This window comes from Hymenobacter baengnokdamensis (genome assembly GCF_008728635.1).
GTDB lineage: Bacteria > Bacteroidota > Bacteroidia > Cytophagales > Hymenobacteraceae > Hymenobacter > Hymenobacter baengnokdamensis.
Genome location: NZ_CP044285.1, coordinates 2,807,287 through 2,829,536, shown reverse-complemented (window position 1 = coordinate 2,829,536; position 22,250 = coordinate 2,807,287). Strand labels below are relative to the sequence as shown.

The window sequence follows — 22,250 nt, the reverse complement described above, 5'->3', positions numbered from 1 at the left end:
CGGCGAAAGTACGGTCGGGTTTCACTAGCGGGCGCACCCGTACTTTTGTAGCCTATGAAGTTTACTGTTGGTCAGATAGCCCAGGTAGTGGGCGGCACCGTAGAGGGCGACGCAAATGCCGCTGTTTCGAGCCTGGCAAAAATTGAAGAAGCTGGCGCGGGCGCGCTGGCCTTCCTGGCAAATGCCAAGTACGAATCCTTTTTATACACTACGGGCGCTACCGCGGTGATGGTCAGCCCCGGGCTGGTGCTGCGCCAGCCCGTGAGCGCGGCCCTCATCCGGGTAGACGACCCCTACCTGGCGTTTACCAAGCTGCTTGAATTTTACCAGCAGGCAACCCGCACGGGTCGCCGCGGCGTCGAGCAGCCGGCTTTTATGGGCGAAAGCTCTACTATCGGTACGGGGCATTACCGGGGCGCTTTTTCGTATATCGGTGAAGGCTGCGTACTGGGCGACGATGTGCTTATATTCCCCCACGCCTATATTGGCGACCGGGTCACCATTGGCCAGGGCTCAGTTATTCACGCCGGAGCCAAGATTTATGCCGATACGGTTATTGGCCGCTACTGCGTAGTAAAGGCCGGGGCCGTGGTAGGCACCGATGGCTTTGGCTTTGCCCCCCAGCCCGACGGTTCCTACAAAGCCATTCCGCAGATTGGCAACGTGGTGCTGGAAGACTTCGTGAGCATCGGGGCCAATGCCACCATCGACTGCGCCACGCTGGGCTCGACGGTGGTGCGGCAGGGCAGCAAAATCGACAACCTGGTGCAGCTGGCCCACAACGTCGAGATTGGCCGCCACACCGTAGTAGCGGCCCAAACGGGCATTGCCGGCTCGGCAAAAGTGGGCGACTACTGCGTACTGGCCGGGCAGGTGGGCATGGCGGGCCACATCTCGCTGGCCAACAAAACAACCGTGACGGCGCAGTCGGGCGTCGGCAAAACGGTAAAGCAGGAAGGCACCATTCTGCAGGGCTCTACGGCCTTCGATTTTAAGCAGAACCAACGGGCCCAGGTCACCTTTCGGCGGCTGCCCGAACTCGAACAGCGCGTGGCTCAGCTCGAGAAGGCCCAAAGCACGCCGGAAAAGCTTTAGCTTTGCACTGGCTTAGTTGTCAGTTGCTAGTTGTCAGTTGTTAGCTGCCCGTTGTCGGCAGGGTAAAAAGCGGCGTAAGCAGCCTGTCTTTCAACCCACTGCTTACGCGGCGCATTCCTCTGATAACTGACAGCTGGCAGCTGACAACTCGAAAAATGAACGATAAACAACACACTATCAAGGCGCCCGTAACGGTACGGGGCATTGGCCTGCACACCGGCGCGGAAGCGACCATGACGTTTTGCCCCGCTCCGGTGGGCCACGGCTACAAGTTTCAGCGCGTCGATTTGCCCGGCCAGCCCCTCGTCGATGCCGACGTCGACAACGTGGTGGACCTTTCGCGCGGCACTACCATCGAGCAGAATGGGGCCCGCGTCAATACCGTAGAGCACACCCTGGCCGCCCTGGTCGGCCTGCAGCTCGACAACGTGCTCATTCAGCTCAGCGGCCCCGAGCCGCCCATCATGGATGGCTCGTCGTATGAGTTTATCCGGGCCCTGAACTCGGTAGGCTACGAAGAGCAGAACGCGCTGCGCAACTACTACGAGATTCCGGATACCATCCGCTACATCGACAGCGCCCGCGGCGTGGAGATTGCCGCCCTGCCGCTGGCCGACTACCGCCTCACGGTGATGGTCGACTACAACTCGCCGGTGCTGGGCTCGCAGCACGCCACGCTCACCGATATCGGGCAGTTCAGCGATGAGATTGCCTCGTCGCGCACGTTCTGCTTTCTGCACGAGCTGGAGCAGCTCTACAAGTCGAACCTGATTAAGGGCGGCGACCTCTCCAATGCCATTGTGGTGGTAGACCGCGTAGTGGGTGAAGACGAGCTCGACGAGCTGGCCGCCATGCTGGGCAAGCCCAAAGTGTCGGTGAAAAAGGAAGGCATTCTCAACAACGTCGACCTGCGCCACAAAAATGAGCCGGCCCGCCACAAGCTGCTCGACCTGGTGGGCGACCTTGCCCTGGTGGGCCGCCCCTTAAAAGGCCAGATTCTGGCCGCCCGCCCCGGCCACGCCGCCAACGTAGCCTTTGCCAAGCGCATCAAAAAGAAGATGCTCGAAGGCAACACCAGCCCCGTGCCGGTGTACGACCCCAGCCGCGAGCCGGTGATGGACATCAACCGCATTATGCAGGTGCTGCCCCACCGCTACCCGTTTCTGCTGCTCGACAAGGTGATTCACCTCGACTCGCAGATGGTAACGGCCGTGAAGAACGTGACCATGAATGAGCCTTTTTTCCAGGGCCATTTTCCGGGCAACCCCGTGATGCCGGGCGTGTTGCAGGTGGAGGCCATGGCCCAGACCGGCGGCATTCTGGTAATGAACACGGTGCCCGACCCCGAAAACTACTGGCAGTACTTTTTGGGCATCGAAAATTGCCGCTTCCGCAAAAAGGTGTTGCCCGGCGATACCATTATCTTCCACTGCCAGCTTACCTCGCCCATCAAGCGCGGCATTGCCAAGATGAAAGGACAGGCCTTCGTGAATGGCAAAGTGGTCATGGATGCTGAAATGAGCGCCGCCATCGTTCGCAAGGATAACGTGTAGTCATTTAACATTTACCAATTAACATTTAACAGCCGTTCTTTTTGCCTTGCTTTCTGGACGATGTGGAATGTTCTTTCAAAAGTTGTTAATTGTTAACTGTTAATTGTTAATTGAAAAAATGATTTCCCCTCTCGCTCATATCCACCCTGCCGCCCGGCTTGCGCCGGGAGTTACCGTCGAACCGTTTACTACTATTTATGGTGACGTGGAGATTGGCGAAAACACCTGGATTGGGCCAAATGTGACCATCATGGACGGCGCCCGCATCGGGGCCAACTGTCAGATATTTCCGGGTGCTGTCATATCGGGGATACCCCAGGATTTGAAATTTGCCGGCGAAATAACCACGGCCCATATCGGCGACTACACGGTGCTGCGCGAGTGCGTGACCGTGAACCGGGGCACCATAGACCGCGGCCGCACGGTGGTAGGCAGCCACTGCCTGCTGCAAGCCTACGTGCACATTGCCCACGACTGCCTGGTAGGCGACCACTGCGTTATCTCCAACGCGACGCAGATGGCGGGCCATGTGCAGGTGGGCGACTGGGCCATTATCGGCGGCACCACGGCTATTCATCAGTTTACAAATATAGGCGCTCACGCATTTATTGCCGGCGGTTCGCTGGTTCGTAAAGACGTGCCGCCCTTCGTAAAAGCCGCCCGCGAGCCGCTGGCCTACGCCGGCGTCAACTCGGTAGGGCTGCGCCGCCGGGGCTTCAGCGAAACGCAGGTAAACTCTATTCATGAGCTGTACCGGGCCTTGTATCTCAGCGGCTTACCCATGACCGATTCGCTGAGCCGCATTGAGGTAGAGCTGCCGCCTTCGCCCGAGCGCGACCAGATAGTGGAGTTTGTGCGAGCCGCCGCGCGCGGCATCATCAAGGGCCCAAGCCGCGGCAGCTTGCCGGAAGAAGGCGCCGAATAATGTATCTCAACGCCCAGGCCCTGGGCCGCCGCTACGGCCGGCAATGGATTTTCCGGCGGCTCAGCCACGACTTCCGCCCTGGCACCGCCACGGCTATTCTCGGCCCCAACGGGGCGGGTAAAAGCACCCTGCTCAGTATTCTGGCCGGGCAGCTGCTGCCTACGGAAGGTCAGGTAGCCTATTCGCTGGCCGGGCAGCCGCTAGCGGCTACCGAAGTGCCGCGCCACCTCGCCTACTGCGCCCCCTACCTGGAGCTGCCCGAAGACTTTACCCTGCTGGAGCTGCTGGCGTTTCATACCCGCCTGAAGCCACTGCGGCCAGGCCTCACGGTAGCCGGCCTGGTCGATATTATGTACCTGCACAAAGCGCGGCACCAGGCAGTGCGCACGTTTTCGTCGGGGATGAAGCAGCGCCTTAAGCTGGGGCTGGCCCTGTACACGGCGGCGCCGCTGCTGCTGCTCGACGAGCCCACCACCAACCTCGACGCCCAGGGCGCGGCCTGGTATCAGGAGCACGTAGCCCAGGTGCGCGATGCGGACCGCCTGGTTATTGTGTCGTCCAACGTACCGGCCGAATACAGCTTTTGTGAGGCGCAGGTACGCATTACCGACTTTCAGTAAGGATAACGTTACGGCTTATTTTTAGGCTACTCCAACGTGCTCGCCTGGGCACCTGGCGCGAGCATAAGGTATGGGCCTTCGATACGTTTGAAGGGCTGGATGCCGTGGTGCCCCTGCCGGCTATCGGAGTGGGGCTGACGCTGGCCGACATCTACCGCAAGGTGCCATTGACGGCTTGAGGCTGGCTTGGGGCAACTTATTGGCTGCGGCCCGCCAACCCATTTCGGCGTTGGCCGTATCTTCGCCCTACGCTCAAAAACCTTTTCAACTACCCTCTACTGCCCTTTTGCTATGCGACAGTACGATAACCTGGACGACGACGAACTAGACGACGACGATAAGCTCGACACTTTTGCCCGCACTGGCGGCGCTAAAACGCACGGCACCGGCGAAGACCAGCTTTCGGCCAAATACGCCGATTACCTGATGTGGCGCGACACGGGCTCTTCGCACGACGAAGCCCTCGACCTTGCGTCGATGACCGAAGAGGAATTTGCGACCGCCGAAGCGGCCGAAGACCCCGACGGCAGCAGCGGCCTGGCTCCCCTCGACGAGGAGGACGACCTCGATGCCGAAGACGATGATGACCTTTTCGGGAGCTCTCCGCGTGGCCGCAGCCGGGGCGACGACTACGACAGCGACTTTTAATTATGGATAATGACGAATGGGTAATGGGTAGTGCCGTTTATATAGGCAGAATGCATTACCCATTACCCATTCGTCATTACCCATTACTCACTGGCCTCATGGGTAGATACTTGCGCGCTGCGCCCGGTGAAAGCCCCAGCCGTTGGCGGCGCTCATCTGCATCTCGAACAGCACCTTGTGGGTAGCGTAATCGACCTCAATAATCTTGCCGCCCAGGCCACTGCCGTTGGGCACCTGGTAGCCGGGGCAGAACATGATGTGGTTGGTAGCCGGCAGGAACTGCACCCGCGACACAATAGCTGAATACGTGTCCTCGCCCCGCTCCTTGCCGTACGTCCATACTTGCTGCACGGTGCGCCGAATCGGGTCTATGTGGTACTGCACCACCCGGCTGTAGTGCTCGGGGGCATTGTGGATAAAGTTGCGATTGGTACCGTTATCAAACAGCAGCAGGTCGCCGTTGGGCATCGGCAGGGTAGAATGCTGGTACCAGTTCCACTCAAAATCGGGGTGGTTGGCCGAGCCATTTACCACGGCCGTATCGGTAATGGCCCGGCCGCTGGCATCGAGTGGGGTTAGCAGCAGCTGGCTCAGGTCCTGGCCCTGGTGGTTAGGGCCCCAGCCCCGGTGCGGGGCCAGCACCCACTTCACGTGGTTGTCGTAGGTGAGCTTGACTACTGCCTGGTAGCGGGCCGACACCACGATGGTATTATCAGTAGCATCATAAAACAGCGCGTTTACGTGGGCCCAGTCGGTGGGGTCGGGCTCCAGGGCATGGCGGGTTTCATTCAGGCTCTGCTTGAGGTCCCACTCCTGTACTACGCGGTTGGCGTGGCGGTCTATCTCCACAATATAATCTTCGTCGGTGGGGCTGCCGTCGGGGTGGGTGCTGCCCACTTTACTTACTGATACCAGAAAATTGCCATCGGGCTTCTCATACATTTCGTGGTGGAAGGTATAGCCGGGCAGGCTCCACTGATTTACTATATTGCCCAGGGGCGATACCTCGTACAAGCCACTCGTGGTTTTATCGCCAAAGTAGAAGTTGCCATTCTGAAGCCGGGCAATGCCGCAATCGTACGAAAGCTGCTTTAACACCGGGTGGCTGCTGTAGTCGAGCAGCCACCGGATGTCGCCGTAGTTGTCTACAATAAGCGGCACCTGCGGGTTGGAGGCGCTGAAGTTGCTTACCAGCGTAAAATTGCCGCCCAGTGGCAGAGTTGGTGCGGTAGTTACCGTAATGGCGGTAGGCATTGCGGGCGGTAGCGCCCCGGTATGGATGGTAAGGGTCGTATCGGCGAGGGCCAGCCCCTGGGCATCGGTCAGCTGCACCTCTACTTTGTTATCGAAGTCGGCATAAAGCCCCAGAATGGGCACCGAATGAGCAGTACCGCTATCGTCGAACTGCTGCACCACGTCGGAGTCGGCGCCGTGCTTGCCGTGTACGACCAGCTTGGTGCGGCCCGCCACCGGATAGGTAAAGGAAAGCTGCGCCGCCAGGGGCGCATAACCCGTTGGGTTAACCACCACCGCGCCGGGCGCCAGCGCCAGCTGCGCCGTAACATGGGTAGCCGGCTGGGGAATTACCTCTTCGTGGTGGCAACCAGCCAGCGCTACTGCGCCTAGTGCCAGCGTTGCATAATAGAATTTCATGTGCAGAAAAGAAAAGTGTTTGGGTAGGTAGTGTGCTCGAAAGCACAGACCGCAAGACACTGGCTTCTCGGCAAAGTTTAATACGGGTAGTAAGAATATTCTAACACATAGTTTCTTTACACAAGATTGTAGCTGAGAATGAGCTGATAAGGTTTTCAAGGGTCATTAAATGAATTTTTAATGCATTAGCCAGACTATCTTACAACGCAAAAAGCGCCGGCGGCACATAGCCGCAGGCGCTTTTTACTTCATTCAAAACTAATAAATATCCTACTTGCCTCCAAACACGCGCTTGAGGATGGCGGTGGACTGCGCGGCCGGGTTCTGACGGATTTTGGCTTCCTGCTGGGCCAGCAGAATAAAGAGGCCATCGACCGTTTCCTTGGTCACGTAGTCGGTGAGGTTGGTGCTGGCGGGCGTCATGAGCGGAATCTTGTTGTAGCGCTCGATGAGCTTGCTGTAGGCCGCGTTGGCCCCTACCTGGTCGAGGCTCTGCACGATGCTGGGGCGCAGCGCCGCGTTGAGGGCCGCCTCCGAGTTTTTGCGCAGCAGCTGAGTGGCCGCATCTTTCTGCGAGCTGGTCACGAGCGAGAGCGCGTCGGTGAGGGTCAGCTGCTGCACGGCGTTCAGGAAAATATCCTTGGCCTGGGGCGCGGCGGCTTCGGCGGCGCGGTTGAGCAGATTGGTAGCCTGCTCCACGGCCTGCTTGCCCAGGGGCAGGGCGCCGAGCGTGGTAGCCACCAGCTGCGCATCGGGCGGAAACTGGATGCGAATGTCGTCGTTGAGGTTAAAGCCATCAGGCTCGGAGGCGAAGGCCACGGCTTTGGTCACGCCGGTAGTGAGGGCTTCGCGCAGGCCGCTGGCCGCTTCGGCCTGCGTGAGGGGGGCTGCCGGGGCGGGAGCCGGCGTAGCGACGGTCGTCGATTTGGGGGCCGTCGTGGTAGTTTTTTTGGCCGTAGTCGCCTTCGCGGGTGCTTTCTTTACAACCGTTGCTTTCTTGGCAGTCGTTTTCTTGGTAGTTTGGGCTAGGGCCGGCACGGCAGCCAGCAACGCCACCAGAAGGAAGAGGTTTTTCATATTTACCTAAAAAAGAAAATGCGCGGCCTAAAAAACCAGACGGCCGACGTGGCTGTCCTGCAAGCATCGCGCTGCAAAGTTCTCTATAAAACCCTGCCAAACTATTCAGGCTACGCTCATGGACGTTGAAATAATGACAATCGGCGACGAGCTGCTCTACGGGCAGGTCGTGGATACCAATTCGGCCTTCATGGGCCAGCAGCTCGGCCGCCTGGGCTTGCGCGTGCGCCAGATTACGAGCGTGAGCGACCGCGCCGACGAGATAGTGGCCGCCCTCGACCAGGCCCGGCAGCGCGCCAAGGTTATTCTGACTACCGGCGGCCTCGGCCCCACCAAGGACGACCTCACCAAGCACGTGCTGGCCCGGTACTTCGGCCGCGAGCTGGTGCTGCACGAGCCCACGCTGCACCACGTGGAGGAGATATTCAAGCGCTTCAACCGGCCCATGCTCGACGTGAATCGCCAGCAGGCGCTGGTGCCGGCCGGCTGCGAGGTGCTGCCCAACGCCGTGGGCACCGCGCCCGGCATGTGGCTGGAGGACGGCGGCACGGTGTTTATCAGTATGCCCGGCGTGCCGTTTGAGATGAAAAAGCTGATGACCGACGAGGTGCTGCCCCGCCTCCAGGCGAAGTTTCAGCTGGCGCCCATCGAGCATGTGGTTATCATGACGGCCGGGCTGGGCGAGTCGTTTCTGGCCGAGAAAATCAAGGACTGGGAGGCCGCCCTGCCGCCCAACGTGAAGCTGGCCTACCTGCCCAGCCTGGGCAGCGTGCGCCTACGCCTCACCGGTACCGCCGACGATGAGCCGAACCTGCGTGACCGCATGCTAAAGCTACTGCCTGCTCTGCGCGAGCACATTGGCAGTTATATATTCGCCGAAGAAGATATTCCGCTCGAAGTAGCGGTGGGCCGGCTGCTGCAAGCGAAAGGCTGGCAGCTCGGCACCGCCGAAAGCTGCACCGGCGGGGCGGTGGCCCAGCGCATCACCAGCGTGCCGGGCAGCTCGGCCTACTTTCGGGGCAGCGTGGTGGCGTATGATAACGACCTGAAAGAAAGCCTGCTCGGCGTAGAAGCCACCACTCTGGCCCAGCACGGCGCCGTGAGCGAGCCTACTGTGCGCGAGATGGCTGAAGGTGCCCGTGCCCGCCTGGGCTGCGACGTGGCCCTGGCCACCAGCGGCATTGCCGGCCCCGGCGGCGGCACGCCTCTCAAGCCGGTGGGTACTATCTGTATTGCCTGCGCCACGCCGGCCGGCACCGTGAGCCGGCAGTTCAGCGTCGACCGCGGCCGGCAGACCAACATCGAGTACACCACCCAGGCCGTACTCATCCTACTGTGGCAGCAACTGGCCGGGCACCACGAAGCCGCCCTGCTGAAGGTGTGATTGAAGCGGTTCAGGAATGCGGAAAACCAATCCTGAACCGCTTTATTTTCAGCATTGCTACAGCTCCTACAGCTCAGCGGGCGCTCCCGGACATCCACTCATCCGATTTGCCGCTACCTTCGGGCAGCAATCAGCTGGAATTATGAGGGATTTTACTATTTTCATAGTTGTACTTTTCAGCTACTTAACCGGCTACTCGCAGGGTCGGGATAGGGCTTTTGCCGTGCACAAGCTGTTTGTGCAGAAGCGCCACGGCAGCGAAACCACGGCGGCCACCCTGAAGTTTTACGTGGGGATAGAAGGCATTCTCTATGCTAATCAGCTAACGAAGTTGTCGCCGGGCGCACCTAATCTGGCAGCGCAGGGCAAAGAGCTGATTCAGGGCAGAGAGGTATTGCCGGGCGGGGCACTGACCGGCGGCTACCGCTTTTCGCCGCGCTTCAGCCTGGAGGCTGGCGTTCAGGACCTGCCCGTGCTGACGGGCTACACTTATGAGTGGGAAGACGGCAGCAGCTACCTCGGTTTCGGCCAAAGCTATACGCACGACTACCTCTACGTGCCGGTGCGCGGGGTGGTGCAGGTGCTGGGCCTGGGCGGCCGCCTGGGGCTGAGCGTGATGGCGGGCGGCGGCCCGGCCTGGACCGGGTCGGACGCCAACGCCGTTATCAGCCCCTACGGTACGGAAGTACACTACACCGACGGCAACGGGGGCGTCGGCGTCGGGCCTGCGGCCCCCTCGGGCACTACTACGCTGGCAACGGCCACGCTCGGGCTCGCGCACGAAGCCACTACCATCGCCGTTTTCGAAGCCGGCCTGCGCGGCAGCTGGCGCGTGCGGCCGCACCTGCACCTCGACCTGACGGTACGGCAGCTGTGGAGCCCCGTGCGCTCGGCCCGCGACATCCGCCTCGACCTGCAAACGCCCACCGCGCACGTAGCCACTACCCTGACTACGCCCGTGCAAAGCCTCGCCAGCGGCCTAAGCGTACGCTATTTATTCTAGCGCGGTTTGGAAGTCGCTGGACTGTAGCGCGGACTTTTAGTCCGCCAGTAGGTCGGCCGGAGGCGGGCGGACTAAAAGTCCGCGCTACTTGACTGGCCGTACACTAACTCCGCAATTGCGCTAGGGATTTAGTTGAGTTGGCTGAAAATTGCTGGCAGATGAGGCAATTGGCTGGTGTGGCGAGTAGTTCGAGCACGGTCGGGTTGTTTTTCAGCATAGCCCTATCAGGCGCAATGGGTCAGCTTGCAGGCGTAGGCGGCTGCCGCTTACGCCTCCGAACAGCATCAGGGTTGTCGGCGCAGGTCGGCAATGGTCATGAGCGCAAAGTTGCTAGTACGGGGCAAAGGAGCTGGCCAGCTGCTGCTGAAATATCCCAGCCAGGCCGGGAGCCGTGCCGCGCGGGCAGGCTGGGCGGCCATGATGCGAGTCGTGCAGGGAATAAAAAACGGCGGACTGGTGTTGCCAATAGCCCAGCTTAAAAGAGCCAGCTGTTGGGCGGGCCAAGCACTAGCCAGCAAGGACGTCGGACGGGCAGATTATTGAGATAAAACTTTTTTAAACAAAATGCTGGCCGGCTTCCTTAATCGCAAGCTCTTGAGTACGCTCAACCGACTTCCAGAAGTAAGCTGGCAGCGCTTTGCCAAAATCTTTTGCCGGCAGCACCCAAACCTAAACAGTATTTGCTGGTAATTTGCTCGTATTTCCAGTTTTTCGGGGAAAGGCTTCAACAATACATAATAATTTTTACATATTACTTTACATCTCAAACCTTAGCTACTCACTTTTTTTTGCAATGGCTGAAGACCACAACAAGCACGCTCCCGCATCCAACACCACGGAGCATTTCATGAACGACCCGTCGGCGGCAAAATGTCCGTTTCTGGCGGGCACACTGCCGCAGCAAACGGCCGGCGGTGGCCCCCGCAACCGCGACTGGTGGCCCAACCAGCTGCCGCTCAACATCCTGCGCCAGCAGTCGGCCCTGTCGAACCCGCTGGGCGAGAACTTCAACTACGTGGAGGAGTTCCGGAAGCTCGACCTGGATGCCGTGAAAAAGGACCTGTTCGAGCTGATGACCACCTCGCAGGATTGGTGGCCGGCCGACTACGGCCACTACGGACCTTTCTTCATCCGCATGGCCTGGCACAGCGCCGGCACCTACCGCATTGCCGACGGCCGCGGGGGCGCCGGCGCGGGCATGCAGCGCTTTGCCCCGCTCAACAGCTGGCCCGACAACGCAAACCTCGACAAAGCCCGGCTGCTGCTGTGGCCCATCAAGCAGAAATACGGCCAGCAGATTTCCTGGGCCGACCTCATGATTCTGGCCGGTAACTGCGCCCTGAAGTCGATGGGCCTGAAGCCCTTTGGCTACTCGGGCGGCCGCGCCGACGTGTGGGAGCCGATGGAAGACGTGTACTGGGGCTCGGAGCGGGTGTGGCTCGGCGACAAGCGCTACACCGGCGACCGGCAGCTGGAAAACCCGCTGGCCGCTGTGCAGATGGGCCTGATTTACGTGAACCCGGAAGGCCCGAACGGCAACCCGAACCCGCTGGGCTCGGCCCGCGATATCCGCGAAACCTTCGGCCGCATGGCCATGAACGACGAGGAGACCGTGGCCCTGATTGCCGGTGGCCACACCTTCGGCAAAACCCACGGCGCGGCCGACCCCGCCAAGTACATAGCGCACGAGCCGGCCGCCGCCGGCATCGAGCAGCAGGGCAAGGGCTGGCTGAACTCTTATGGCACCGGCAACGCCGATGACACCATCACCAGCGGCCTGGAAGGCGCCTGGACCTCCACCCCCACCAAGTGGGGCAATGGCTACTTCGACAACCTCTTCGGCTACGAGTGGGAACTGACCAAGAGCCCGGCCGGCGCTCACCAGTGGAAGCCCAAAAACAACGGCGGCGCCGGCACCATTCCCGATGCCCACGACCCGAGCAAGTCGCACGCGCCGTTTATGCTGACCTCGGACATCGCCCTGCGTGAAGACCCGATTTACGAGAAAATCTCCCGGCGCTTCCACGCCAACCCCGAGGAGTTTGCCGATGCCTTCAGCCGGGCCTGGTTCAAGCTCACGCACCGCGACATGGGCCCCCGCTCGCGCTACGTAGGCCCCGAGGTGCCCGCCGAGGTGCTCATCTGGCAAGACCCGATTCCGGCGGCCGACTACGCTCCGGTTGACGAGACCGACATCGTAGCGCTGAAAGACCGGCTCCTGGCCTGCGGCCTCTCTGGCGCGCAGCTCATCCGCACGGCCTGGGCTTCGGCCTCCACATTCCGCGGCTCCGACAAGCGCGGTGGCGCCAATGGGGCCCGCATTCGGCTGGCGCCCCAGAAATACTGGGAAGCCAACAACCCGGCCGAGCTGAGCCAAGTGCTTGATACGCTGGAAGGCATTCAGCAGGAATTCAACGCCGCGCAAACGGGCGGCAAGCGCGTGTCGCTGGCCGACCTGATTGTGCTGGGCGGCTCCGTGGCCATCGAGCAGGCGGCCAAGGAAGCCGGCTATGAGGTGCAGGTGCCCTTCGCCCCCGGCCGCACCGATGCGTCGCACGAGCAGACCGACGTGCAGTCGTTCGAGGCGCTGGAACCCCACGCCGATGGCTTCCGCAACTACCTGCGCGCCAACCACGAGGCCGCTGCCGAGGCGATGCTCATCGACCGGGCGCAGCTGCTGACCCTCACCGCCCCTGAAATGACGGTGCTGGTGGGGGGCCTGCGCGTGCTGAACACCAATTACGATGGCTCAAGCCACGGCGTGTTCACCGACCGGCCGGGCACGCTCACCAACGACTTCTTCCTGAACCTACTCGACCTGGGCACCACCTGGCAGGCCACTTCCGACGCCGACCAGGTGTTTGAGGGCCGCGACCGCAAAACCAACGTGGTGAAGTGGACCGGCACCCGCGTCGACCTCATCTTCGGCTCGAACTCGGAGCTGCGCGCCATTGCCGAAGTGTACGGTACCCACCACGCCGGCCCGAAGTTCGTCCACGACTTCGTGGCCGCCTGGACCAAGGTGATGAACCTGGACCGCTTCGACCTGGCGAAAGCGTAGGGCCAAGCCAGCGAATGGCAAGTAGGAACCGGCAACGGGCCACCACTTGCCTGCTATACTAAAAAACGCCGCCCTGGCAACGGGGCGGCGTTTTTTTATACTTTTTTGAGCCTGCTTAGTCGGCTGCAACCAGCTGGCGACCAAGCCCGAATTTGCGACGAGTGAGGACCAGCCCCGGCCCGGCCGCTCGGCTGGCCGGGGCGCAAAGCCTGGTTACTAACGCCGGCTTCAGCGGTGGCCCAGGGGTGGGCAATTGCCTTGGCTAGTAAGCCAGAAGCTGTCACTAAGCGTCCAGCTAAGTCTTTCTACTGATAAAAGTCGGCTGCTTCGTTACCAACCTGCCCCGTACGCCAGGCAGTTCATCTGCCCAGGCAGCCGGCCCGGAACGATGCCTCGCGCCAGCAGCTTGGAAAGCAAGGATGCCCAAATTTTGTGGCAGTCGCCCGCAAACCCACCTGCGAGTTAAGCTGTATTCTACCTGGATTTTCGTCTACCTAACCAACCCTACCCTAATGGCTACCCAGGAAAACTCTTCGGACCAGAACGGACACGATACGTCCGCCAACGCGACCGGCACCGCCGTCAACGGCGTGGGCTCGTCGCAAGACCAGCGCACTGCCAGCGGCGAAACCGCCCAGACCCTGACCACCCGCCAGGGCCATCCCGTTTCCAACAACCAGAACCTGCGCACTGTGGGCAACCGCGGCCCGGCTACCCTGGAGAACTACCAGTTCATCGAAAAAATCAGCCACTTCGACCGCGAGCGCATTCCCGAGCGGGTGGTGCACGCCCGCGGCGCCGGCGCCCACGGCGTATTCGAAGCCTACGGCACCGTGGGCGGCGAGCCCATTGCGAAGTACACCCGCGCCAAGCTCTTCAATACCAAGGGCAAAGAGACGCCGGTGTTTGTGCGCTTCTCGACGGTGGGCCACGGAGGCCACTCGCCCGAAACGCTGCGCGACCCGCGCGGCTTCGCCGTGAAATTCTACACCGAAGACGGCAACTGGGACCTCGTGGGCAACAACCTGAAGGTATTTTTCATCCGCGACGCCATCAAGTTCCCCGACCTGATTCACTCGCAGAAACCCGACCCGGTGTTTAACCGCCAGACCGGCCAGCGCATCTTCGATTTTATCTCGAACACCCCGGAAGCCATGCATATGGTGGCGTTTCTGTTCTCGCCCTGGGGCATTCCGGCCAACTACCGCCAGATGCAGGGCTCGGGCGTAAACACCTACAAGTGGGTGAACGCGCAGGGCGAAGCCGTGCTGGTGAAGTACCACTGGGAGCCCCAGCAAGGCATCAAAAACCTGACCGCGAGCGAAGCCGAAGCTATTCAGGCCAAGAATTTCAATCATGCAACCCAGGACCTGTTCGACAACATCAAGAAAGGCAATTTCCCAAAATGGGAACTGTGTGTGCAGATTATGTCGGACGACGATCACCCCGAGCTGGACTTTGACCCGCTCGACGATACCAAAATCTGGCCCGAAGACAAGTTCCCCTTCCTGCCCGTGGGCATGATGACGCTGAACCGCAACCCCGAAAACTACTTTGCCGAGGTAGAGCAGGTGGCTTTCGGCACCGGCGTGCTCGTGGACGGACTTGATTTCTCAGATGATAAGATGTTGCAGGGCCGCACCTTCTCGTACTCCGATACCCAGCGCTACCGCGTGGGCCCCAACTACCTGCAGCTGCCCATCAACGCGCCCAAAAAGCACGTGGCCACCAACCAGCGCGACGGCCAGATGACGTACCACGTTGATGCCGCGCCCGGCCAGAACCTGCACGTCAACTACGAGCCCAGCAGCCTCAACGGCCTGAAGGAGTCGCCCGCACCGGGCCCCGACCACACGCCTTCGTATAGCGCCAAGCTCGTGCGCCAGACCATCGACCGCACCAACAACTTCGGGCAGGCTGGCGACCGCTACCGCAAGCACGAAGACTGGGAGCGCGATGACCTCATCAACAATATGGTGGGTGCGCTGGCCGATGCCGAGCCGGTTATTCAGGACAAGATGATAGAACTGTGCACCAACTGCGACGCTGATTGGGGCCGCCGCCTGGCCGAAGGCATCAAAGCGGCCAAAGCCAACAGGCAAGCCGAAGGCAGCAGCCAGTACAACGAGCGCGAGGCTACTCAGGCTGTAGCGCAGGCCGAGGCAATGGCCCACGACGCCAAGCCCTACTAACTCTGTAAAAAGCAGTCAGCAAGAAACGCCACCCCGTTGCCGGGGTGGCGTTTTTATTGGGGGCCAGGCTGCGCTCAGCGTACCGCTGCAGGAACTTCTTGCCCGGCTTATCCCCACCAAAAACTTCCGCCACAAAGGCATGTGAATCATATATATTAAATATTATATATTATCTGTATACCAGCGCCGACGCAGCCAAAACGCCACATTTACCAGTCCGATAAGCGCGGGCACCTCAATCAGCGGGCCGATAACGCCGGCGAACGCCTGCCCCGAATTCAGCCCGAATACGCCGATAGCTACCGCCAACGCCAGCTCGAAGTTGTTGCCGGTGGCGGTGAAGGCGATGGAAGCATTTTCGGCGTAGCCCGCACCCAAATATTTGCCGGCGGCGAAGCTGATGCCGAACATGATGACGAAGTAGAGCGCCAGCGGCAGCGCCACGCGCAGCACATCGAGCGGCATCTGCACGATAAGCTCGCCTTTCAGGCTGAACATCACGACAATAGTCAGCAACAAAGCAAGGAGCGTAATGGGGCTGATGGCCGGCAGGAATACCTGCTCGTACCAGGCGTTGCCTTTGAGGCGGCGCAGAATAACCCGCGAGAGAAAACCGGCCGCAAATGGCACGCCCAGGTACACCAGTACGCTTTGGGCAATTGCCCCGATGCCGATGGCGACGGGGTAGCCTTTAAGCCCAAAATAAGGAGGCAGCACGGTGATAAACAGCCAGGCCAACACGCTGTAAAACAGCACCTGAAAGATAGAGTTGAGCGCCACCAGCCCAGCCGCATACTCGCGGCTGCCGTCGGCCAGGTCATTCCACACAAGCACCATGGCAATGCAGCGGGCAATGCCGATGAGCATAACGCCCATGCGGTAGTCGGGCCGGTCGGGCAGCAGCCAGGTGGCCAGCCCGAACATCAGCAGTGGCCCCACCACCCAGTTGAGCACCAGCGACAGCCCAATGAGGCGCGTGTTGCGAAATACCGTCGGCAGCTGCTCATATTGGACTTTGGCCAGCGGCGGGTACATCATCAGGATGAGGCCCAGCGCCAGCGGCACATTAACGGTGCCCACCGAAAAGTACTTGACGGCCCGGTTCAGGCCGGGTACGCCGTAGCCCAGCGCCACGCCCAGGGCCATCGCCAGAAAAATCCAGAGCGTGAGGCCCCGGTCGAGGCCCGACAGCTTTTTCTCAGCTATGGCCCCACCGGGCGGCCGGGCTATTGCATTAACTTCCATAGTATAAAGGATATATCACACCCCGACCAGCTCGCTACGACGCTCCAGCAGCAGCATGTCGCGCCACACGCCGGCCAGGCGGCCGATGCGCTCGCGGCGGCCCACCACCCGAAAGCCCGCCGCCTGGTGGAGGCGCACGCTGGCTTCATTTTCGGGGAAGATACCGGCTTGCAGCATCCATAAGCCCTGGGTTTCCGACTGGGCCACGAGGGTCGCCAGCAACTGCCGGCCTACGCCCTGCCCACGCGCCTCGGGGGCCACGTATACGCTTACCTCGGCCACGCCGGCGTACGCGCAGCGGCCCGATACGGGGGTGAGTGCGGCCCAGCCCAGCACCTGGCCAGTTGCTTCGTCGAAGGCCACCAAGCGACTGTGGGACAGGTGGCTGCTATCCCATTCCTCCCAGGCAGGCGCCTCGGTTTGGAAGGTGGCATGGCCAGTAGCAATGCCTTGCAGGTAAATGGCCCGCACCCGCGGCCAGTGCGCAGCAATCAGCGGCTTTATAGTCATTTTATATTTAAAATACACTATTTTTAACAGCAGTTGCTGCCCGGTGTGCACGCTGCAGCAGCCGTAGCCAGCGGGAAAGCCATGGGAGCCGGTTGTAGCGCTACGGCTGCCGCAGCGGGGGCAATGCAGCACTGGCTATTGGTCGCTTCGTCGTACTCGTGCTGGTAGCGCGGGTCGTTGAACTCCGCGTCTTCGTGGAAATAATAGACCTCCCACTCCACGCCATCGGGGTCGTTGACCCAAAATTTATCCTGCTTGGCGTAGCAGCAGGCCGTGCCTATTTCTTCGCGGGCGACCAGGCCAATGGCACGGGCCTGCGCCAGGCGCTGCGCCATCTCGGCTACGGTTTCGACCTGAAAGCCCAGGTGCCCGAAGTTGCTGGCTACGCGTGCCGGGTTTTCGACAAATGAAATGATAAGCGCCGGCTTGTCGAGCACGTATTTGGCGTAGCCGCGCCGGATTTTGGCGGCCGGCTGCCCAAAAAAAGCAGTGTAGAAGTTGACCGTAGCGGCCAGGTCGGCCACGTACAGCGAGACGTGCATCCGGGGAAAAGTGACGCTATCCATTGCATTGAAGATATAAAAGGCTGGGAAATACTTAGCAGGCGCAGGCATCGCCGGGGCTGCACGCCGGGTTGGCAACCGCAGCGGCAAAGAAGGCGGCGAACTGCTGCTGCACCTGCAGCAATAAGCTGGTATTCAGGCAATAGCAAACCGTTAGCCCGTCGATTTCGCCGCGAATCAAATCCAGCGCTTTCAGCTCCTGCAAGTGCTGCGACACCGTGGCGCGCGCGAGGGGCAGCTCAGCGGCGATATCGCCCGAGATGCAGGTTTGCTTGCTGGCCAGCAGCTGAATGATGGCCACCCGCGCCGGGTGCGCCAAGGCCTTGGCCAGCCGCGCCAGCTGCTGCTGCTCGTCGGTGAAAGGAGCGGTTTTGGCGTACGTCATAGCTACAAGGTAATGTATGACGCAAACATACGTCATACATTAGAATAAGGCAATAACGTACATTAGTACACCGCGAAAATACAACAGGGCTGCCGGAGACGGTGGCCCTGCTTCGTTTGGGGCCGCCCCGTATATTTGCCGCCCTACCACCCACCTGCCTATGGCTTAGACCACTGATTCATATCGCACTTATCAAGTGCTGCTGCTCGTTGCTGCGAAACCGACCAAATTTTCCCTCAACTATACGAACCAGCAAGCTGCACTCATGCCAAGAGGCGTGAGGCTGTTTGTCGTATAGTAGGTTCTTGGTCGGACCTCGCAGCGGCGAAGGAGGCTTCACGCCTCGACTCGTTTATAAACCGCTGCGAAACCGACCAAGTATGAAGCGATTATTGAGCAGCCTTGTGCTGCTATGGCTGTGCTGCGCGTCAGCTACAGCCCAGATGGCTGGCTATCCTAAACCAGTACCTGACACTCCCGACCAAATCTTTAACGACCAGCTCTATCGGTGGTGGTGGGGGTATAGTGACTACCAAGTCCGAATGAATCTTGAATCAGAGCCTGGCTGGGAAGTGAGCAAGCCAGTTGTAGATGACACCTACAAAGACCCTGACTTTACATTAGTAACAGCTCAGTATGCAGGCAGTAGCCCCATCTTCCTGTTCTTTTCCTTCTTCAAAAACCAACTGTACGTGCGGGGGTATGAATACCCTGAAAATCATCCTAACGCCCAAGAATGGGACAGAGAATTAGCCAAACTGTCTTATGACCCGTTGGCTAAGAAGTGGTATGATTCTTACCTGCGCTCAGAAATATCCCGCCTATATTACCAAGGCAGAGTGCTATACACAGTTAGGATATACTCTAGTGAATCAGCCAGTAGGCAGAAAAGCTCACAATAAGAAACGGCCCCGATAATTCGGGGCCGTTTCTATTTCGTCTCTTTCGGTGGTTTCGGCTTAGGCTTGCTCTTTCGTTGCACTGGGGGCGGCGGCGTCTTAAGCAGGTGCCGCAAGCCCTTGTTCAGCTCTTCCAAGGACATGCCGCCCTGCTCGTCTGTGTTCGGAAGTTGGGGATGGCTAGGCATGAGCAATGAGCGCCTGGTAAGTAAGGCGGCCTGCAATATTACCTAAAATCTTGTTGAAACGTTCGCTCGTCTCCATCCTCCGCGTGTTCCACCGGCGTGAGAACTCGTTCACGTACGTTTGAAGGTGCTCCAAGCTAACGTGGTGGTAAATACCATCAATCATGCGCTTGAAGTGGCTCCAAAAGCCTTCTAGGCCGTTAGTGTGCGCCATACCATTCACGTACTCCTTCGCGCTGTGGCGCACAAACTGATGCGTGTACACCTCGGCTACCTTGCGGTACACTTGGTACTCGTCGCTCACAATCGTAGAACCTGCCTCTACGGCTTCTTCAATGATGGGTAGCAGCGTTTCTGCGCTCACGTCGGGCACTACTTGGGCCACTACGGTGCCATCACGCTCCAACATGCCGAACACCGCCGCCTTGGTTTTCATGCTGCGGCCCTGATTGCCGGCTGTCTTCTTGCTCGCGTGCTTGTTCTTCTCTTTGCCGCCCACATAGGTTTCATCCACCTCTACCGTACCTACGAGTGGGGCGGCTGGGTGCCCAAATGCATAGCGCAGGCGGTGTAGCAGGAACCACGCTGACTTTTGGGTTACACCAATGTCGCGGGCCAACTGGTACGAGCTGATGCCCTTTTTATGGCTGGAAAAGATGTACAACGCCATAAACCACTTCACAAGCGGAATCTTGGTGTCCTCAAATACGGTGCCCACCTTCACGTTGAAGTGCTTGCCCGTGTTCTTGCACTTGTAGCGGTGCCCAGCACACTTGTACACCTTGCTCGTCGCATCAAACGGAGATACGGCGCCCTGGGGCCACAGGATAGATTCTAGATGCGCCAGGCAAGCTGCCTCGTCGGGAAAGGTATTCACCAAGTCGAGCAGCGTTTTGAAGTAGGGCAGCATTTTATATCTCAGTTTGCTTGTGTAAAGATACGCTTAATAGGGGCAAATGTTATCCTTCCTGCGAATTTTTCGCAGTTATATGTCCACTCAGCAATGAAAGGTGTATATTTGTCCTAGTGCCGCTCAAGCGTAACTGATGCTTCCCGGTACTAGCCCTTGGCTCCTAGCATGGCCTAGTGGGGATAGCCCCGCTCTCTTTCGAGGGCGGGGCTTTTTTTGCCCAAAAAGTTAGCGTCGTGCTTGGGTTGCGAATACCTGCTTGAGAATATCCACATGGTAGCTATTAACCTCGCCAAATTTGGCATCAGGCACTTTGCCCAGCGGATAGCCCAAAGTGCGGCTTAGCTGGGCTGCGAGCTTGCCATATGTCTTGGCAGTCGAAGTAGGAAGTTTGACCTTTACTAAGCTTGCATAGCCGGAAACAGCATAGTGCTTCTGGTCAATGGTTGTCTGCTTGGCCTCTACTTGCTCTACTCGTCCTTGCAGGCTCGATAGGCCAACCTCAACGCCTTTGAGGCGGCGGCTATGGTCAAGCAATGCTTGTGCCTGCTGTACTATCAGTTCCTCGGGAGAGAGTTGAGCCAACTCAACTTTGCCAGTGCGTAGTAGTTCGGCTATCCACTCGTCGCACTGGATTTCAAAGGTCACGTCTAGCCACTGCGCGAGCCTAAGAATAAGGCGCTCATCAATCCAAGTGCCTGGATTAGTGCCTCCCTGACGTGTTTCGACCAAAGTGTGAAAATCCCACTTTGCTTCCAGTGCAGCAATGTAGCGCTGGGTAGTAGGTAGGCGAAGCCATTCAATGGGCTTTTTGCCGAAAGCGGCGCACATGGCGGTCGCATTAGCCATCAAATGGCTATCAATAAGTTCGAACTGTATGGGCGCACCATTATAGTCCTTAGTAACTAGCTCTAGCATGAGTTAGTGGTTGACGAGCAAAGTACCCTCGCGTTTTACAAGGAACAAACGACTCCCCCAACAATCCAAATCCACCCTGCCAAAAAAATGCTATTTTCACAAAAAGAGCAGCCCCGTTTCCGAAGCCGCTCCTGTCGCCGTGTACCTTTGGGTGGCGGTGTACTAATGTATGTTATTGCCTAGAATAATGTACCTGGGTGCTGAAAACTATTTGCTTTATATCCTGCAACGCTAGCTATGGGTTTCTTTTTTTCGCGCCGCGAGTTGCTCATCCCCAGGCACTATCGGTTACAGACCCGGGGCGCGAGGATGGCCCCTGGCCGCGCCTGGCCGGCGGCCGGGGCTACTAATTCACAGCCGGGGCGCACAGGCAGTAAAGCAGGGTACCACAGCTACGGTGCAAGCAGCCGGCCGCAAACAACCAACTGCAAAAATTACCTCCACTTGCAGGTAAGTGCCTGACAATCCTAAGCTTTAGGGCTGATAAATTCGATTTGCTTGGGTGGAAAAGCTTTGCTGACCAAGCTGTTCAGCCTGGCCTGGGTACTGCGAACTTTCTTTTTAATTGGCAGCTGCCGATAATCAAACTTGTTTAAAGCAGCTACCTCTTCATCGACCGTACGATTTCTAAGGTGTGATTCCAGAAAAAAGGTGCTAATGACGCTGTTCCACTCCGCTTTGGTACTCCAGTAATGTCCGATATAAGGTCTTGCCTCATGAAGCGGGTAAGTCTCATGCAACGCTACGGATAACGCAAACTGCTCGATGAGCCGCGGGGTAACCTGCTGTTCGCATAGCTCGTCGCAGATGCTCAGCGCTAACTTAATTGCGGCCATATTTTGTGAGGCAGGAATGCCAACCACCCCAGCGTTCCACATAGAAAGCTGCTTATGGATGGTAATTCCCCCAAAAGACCGGTCTTTAACCTGCTGCCACATGCGCCGCTCCGTTTTACTGGCAAGGCTACTCAAGGCGCCTTCTACTTCGTGCATGAACGCCACCCCATTAGCCAATGCCTGGCTAAGGTAGCTCAAGGAGCCGTGCAGAAAAGTATCAGAATCCAAATAGATAATATGCTCTCCCGGATGCTGCTGCGCCGTATATTCCAACGCCTTAATCTTAACCCGCCAAAAGAACTTGAATTTCCCTTGCCATTCCTGAAGGGTAGCGGCCGGTATTGCCTGCACGGTCACAGCCGATGCCAGGTGCTGATACAAATCAGGGGCATCAGTAATAACCGTAATGCCAGTTAGAGAATGGCTGTTTTTTCTTAAAAATGATAAGATAGAAAAATTAGCCTGGAAATGGTTCTGTATAGTATTGCCGAATACCAAGTATAGAAGGCGCATGGCGTAAGAACTTGAATTATTGCTTTGATAGCGCCGAAAATCTGAGGCGGCCACTATCAATTGATACAGAGAAAT

At 58.9% G+C, this 22,250-nt stretch carries 18 protein-coding genes; 9 read left to right on the top strand and 9 right to left on the bottom strand.

Annotated elements, in window-relative coordinates:
• Positions 1-54 precede the first annotated feature (54 nt).
• The 5 genes from lpxD (at position 55) to F6X24_RS12080 (ending at position 4,841) form a co-directional block, all read left to right on the top strand.
• Positions 55-1,095 carry a UDP-3-O-(3-hydroxymyristoyl)glucosamine N-acyltransferase gene (lpxD, locus tag F6X24_RS12100; RefSeq protein WP_151088249.1) on the top strand — a complete coding sequence of 347 codons (1,041 nt, stop codon included), beginning with the start codon at positions 55-57 and terminating at the stop codon, positions 1,093-1,095.
• 155 nt (positions 1,096-1,250) lie between these two features.
• Entirely contained in the window at positions 1,251-2,648 is a 1,398-nt protein-coding gene (locus F6X24_RS12095) for a bifunctional UDP-3-O-[3-hydroxymyristoyl] N-acetylglucosamine deacetylase/3-hydroxyacyl-ACP dehydratase (RefSeq protein WP_151088248.1), read from the top strand.
• A gap of 118 nt (positions 2,649-2,766) precedes the next feature.
• Positions 2,767-3,573 carry an acyl-ACP--UDP-N-acetylglucosamine O-acyltransferase gene (gene lpxA, locus F6X24_RS12090; protein ID WP_151088247.1) on the top strand — a complete coding sequence of 269 codons (807 nt, stop codon included), beginning with the start codon at positions 2,767-2,769 and terminating at the stop codon, positions 3,571-3,573.
• A complete protein-coding gene (locus F6X24_RS12085; RefSeq protein WP_151088246.1) occupies positions 3,573-4,193 on the top strand; it encodes an ABC transporter ATP-binding protein in 621 nt (206 codons plus the stop codon). The genes lpxA and F6X24_RS12085 overlap by 1 nt, the downstream gene beginning before the upstream one ends.
• A 291-nt stretch (positions 4,194-4,484) precedes the next feature.
• A complete protein-coding gene (locus tag F6X24_RS12080; RefSeq protein ID WP_151088245.1) occupies positions 4,485-4,841 on the top strand; it encodes a hypothetical protein in 357 nt (118 codons plus the stop codon).
• A gap of 96 nt (positions 4,842-4,937) precedes the next feature.
• On the opposite strand, the gene F6X24_RS12075 is transcribed toward F6X24_RS12080, so the two are convergent.
• Together F6X24_RS12075 and F6X24_RS12070 are read right to left on the bottom strand one after the other, a co-directional pair.
• Positions 4,938-6,494 carry an aryl-sulfate sulfotransferase gene (locus F6X24_RS12075; protein ID WP_151088244.1) on the bottom strand — a complete coding sequence of 519 codons (1,557 nt, stop codon included), beginning with the start codon at positions 6,492-6,494 and terminating at the stop codon, positions 4,938-4,940.
• A gap of 270 nt (positions 6,495-6,764) precedes the next feature.
• Positions 6,765-7,571: a DUF4197 domain-containing protein gene (locus tag F6X24_RS12070; protein ID WP_151088243.1), complete on the bottom strand. Its 807-nt coding sequence runs from the start codon at positions 7,569-7,571 to the stop codon at positions 6,765-6,767.
• A 118-nt stretch (positions 7,572-7,689) separates the two neighbouring features.
• On the opposite strand from F6X24_RS12070, the gene F6X24_RS12065 reads away from it, so the two are divergent.
• The 4 genes from F6X24_RS12065 to F6X24_RS12050 all read left to right on the top strand — a co-directional run bounded on the left by F6X24_RS12065 (position 7,690) and on the right by F6X24_RS12050 (position 15,211).
• Positions 7,690-8,955, top strand: coding sequence for a competence/damage-inducible protein A (locus F6X24_RS12065; protein WP_151088242.1), 1,266 nt, complete (start codon positions 7,690-7,692; stop codon positions 8,953-8,955).
• A gap of 142 nt (positions 8,956-9,097) precedes the next feature.
• Entirely contained in the window at positions 9,098-9,958 is an 861-nt protein-coding gene (locus tag F6X24_RS12060; RefSeq protein ID WP_151088241.1) for a hypothetical protein, read from the top strand.
• Positions 9,959-10,751: 793 nt separating this feature from the next.
• Entirely contained in the window at positions 10,752-13,019 is a 2,268-nt protein-coding gene (katG, locus tag F6X24_RS12055; RefSeq protein ID WP_151088240.1) for a catalase/peroxidase HPI, read from the top strand.
• A gap of 512 nt (positions 13,020-13,531) precedes the next feature.
• Positions 13,532-15,211, top strand: a complete 1,680-nt coding sequence (locus tag F6X24_RS12050) for a catalase (RefSeq protein ID WP_151089598.1) — start codon at positions 13,532-13,534, stop codon at positions 15,209-15,211.
• A gap of 162 nt (positions 15,212-15,373) precedes the next feature.
• Here the strand turns inward: F6X24_RS12050 and arsB are convergent, their stop codons facing one another.
• The 7 genes from arsB to F6X24_RS12015 form a co-directional block, all read right to left on the bottom strand.
• Positions 15,374-16,456 carry an ACR3 family arsenite efflux transporter gene (gene arsB / locus F6X24_RS12045; RefSeq protein ID WP_151088239.1) on the bottom strand — a complete coding sequence of 361 codons (1,083 nt, stop codon included), beginning with the start codon at positions 16,454-16,456 and terminating at the stop codon, positions 15,374-15,376.
• A gap of 15 nt (positions 16,457-16,471) precedes the next feature.
• On the bottom strand, positions 16,472-16,966 hold the full coding sequence (locus F6X24_RS12040; RefSeq protein ID WP_151088238.1) for a GNAT family N-acetyltransferase: 495 nt from the start codon (positions 16,964-16,966) through the stop codon (positions 16,472-16,474).
• 23 nt (positions 16,967-16,989) lie between these two features.
• Complete coding sequence (locus tag F6X24_RS12035) at positions 16,990-17,532, bottom strand: ArsI/CadI family heavy metal resistance metalloenzyme (protein WP_191906306.1); 543 nt, start codon at positions 17,530-17,532, stop codon at positions 16,990-16,992.
• Between the two features lie 31 nt (positions 17,533-17,563).
• Complete coding sequence (locus F6X24_RS12030) at positions 17,564-17,914, bottom strand: ArsR/SmtB family transcription factor (RefSeq protein WP_151088236.1); 351 nt, start codon at positions 17,912-17,914, stop codon at positions 17,564-17,566.
• 1,079 nt (positions 17,915-18,993) lie between these two features.
• Positions 18,994-19,908, bottom strand: coding sequence for an IS1595 family transposase (locus F6X24_RS12025; RefSeq protein WP_151088235.1), 915 nt, complete (start codon positions 19,906-19,908; stop codon positions 18,994-18,996).
• Positions 19,909-20,136: 228 nt separating this feature from the next.
• Positions 20,137-20,826, bottom strand: coding sequence for a KilA-N domain-containing protein (locus F6X24_RS12020; protein ID WP_151088234.1), 690 nt, complete (start codon positions 20,824-20,826; stop codon positions 20,137-20,139).
• Positions 20,827-21,293: 467 nt separating this feature from the next.
• Entirely contained in the window at positions 21,294-22,175 is an 882-nt protein-coding gene (locus F6X24_RS12015) for a hypothetical protein (protein WP_151088233.1), read from the bottom strand.
• Positions 22,176-22,250: the final 75 nt, after the last annotated feature.